At 57.1% G+C, this 1,616-nt stretch carries 1 protein-coding gene; it reads left to right on the forward strand.

The features are described 5' to 3' along the window. Positions 1–130: 130 nt before the first annotated feature. Positions 131–1,233 (forward strand): IS3 family transposase gene (locus ACR0L4_RS23550; RefSeq protein WP_170438333.1). Its coding sequence is split into 2 segments (ribosomal slippage): positions 131–392 and positions 392–1,233, totalling 1,104 coding nucleotides; the frame shifts between segments, so codons are not numbered across the junction. The last annotated feature ends 383 nt before the right edge of the window (positions 1,234–1,616 follow it).

Raw genomic sequence — 1,616 nt, forward strand, 5'->3', positions numbered from 1 at the left:
TTGTGCGCCAATGGGAAACAATGCCCAAATCACAGAAGGGAAACCCTCATGCTCTGCCCCCTGAAAACTGGATCGTTCGGAGCTGGAGTTTTCCGCTAAATTTCCCTGGCTGGGAGAGGAGCGGAATCGCATGAAAGCATCGAAGTTCACGGAGGCGCAGAAGGCCTTCATCCTGAAGCAGGGCGAGCAAGGCACACCGGTCGCGGAGATCTGCCGAAAGGCTGGGATCAGCCAGGCGACATACTTCAATTGGAAGAAGAAGTACGGCGGCTTGTTGCCTGACGAGATGCGCCGGCTGAAGGCGCTGGAGGACGAGAACACCCGGCTGAAGAAGATCGTGGCGGACCTGACGCTGGATCGGGAGATGCTTCAGGATGTCATTCGGCGAAAGCTCTGAAGCCTGGCCGTTTGCGCGAGATTGTCACCGGGATGTGCGTTGATTGGGGTGTGTCGATCCGGAAGGCTTGTGGGGCCATCTGCTTCGACACATCCACCTACCACTACAAGTCCCGGCGGACGGATCAGGCTGCCGTCGAACGGCGGATCAAAGAGATCGCAGAGACGCGTGTGCGCTATGGCTACAGGCGCGTCCACGTGCTTCTTAGACGGGAGGGTTGGGTGATCAACATGAAGAAGACACGCAGGATTTACAACGAGTTGGGCCTGCAGCTCAGGAACAAGCACCCCAAGCGCCGGGTGAAGGCAAAGCTCAGAGAAGACCGTCATGAAGCCGTCGGGCCTAACGATGTCTGGGCGATGGACTTCGTTCACGACCAGCTCGCCCTGGGTAGGAGGTTGCGCATCCTGACCGTCGTTGACACGCATTCCCGGCTCTGCCCTGCAGCCGATCCGCGCTTCACCTATCGGGGCGAAGATGTTGTGCAGACGCTCGAACGGGTCTGCGGGCAGATCGGCTACCCCAAGACGATCAGAGTCGATAACGGCAGCGAGTTCATCTCGCGGGACCTCGATCTCTGGGCCTACGCCAACGACGTTACCCTCGACTTCTCACGGCCTGGAAAGCCCACGGACAATGGCTTCATTGAGGCGTTTAACAGCAAGCTCCGGGCGGAATGCCTGAACGCGCACTGGTTCATGAGCCTTGCAGATGCCCGCGAAAAGCTGGAGGATTGGCGTCGGCACTACAATGAGGACAGACCCCACAGCGCAATCGGATACAACGTCCCGATTGCCATGCATTATCCCGATGGCGTCACCAGCCCGTCATCGTGATAGAGCCGGAAAAATCTAGCTTCTGGCGGTCCAAGGTTGGGGCTCAAGGCACTCAAACAGGTCAATGCATGCACGAGTGTGGGTGATTTGGGGCCCGAAGAGGAGATTGGAATTCTTACGCCCGTCAAGGTGGGACATCCTGAATTCCAATGACTTTCGGTAGCACAGACTGAGTGAAATCCCAAAAACAATCCGTGAAATTGTGGGGCAGTCGTTTCAGGTTTCGTCCTTGTACCAGTTGGCGAGCCGGTTCAATTTGTTGTCTCACTCCTGGGTGAACTGTCACAACACATGCCGGTGATGTCCGTTTCGTGGTCACCAAGGGGACCGCCTTCAGTCTCGAAGACCGAATCAGATCTTTCTCCGACGTGTTGGACAACCAG

The organism is Ruegeria sp. AB5 (assembly GCF_056542645.1).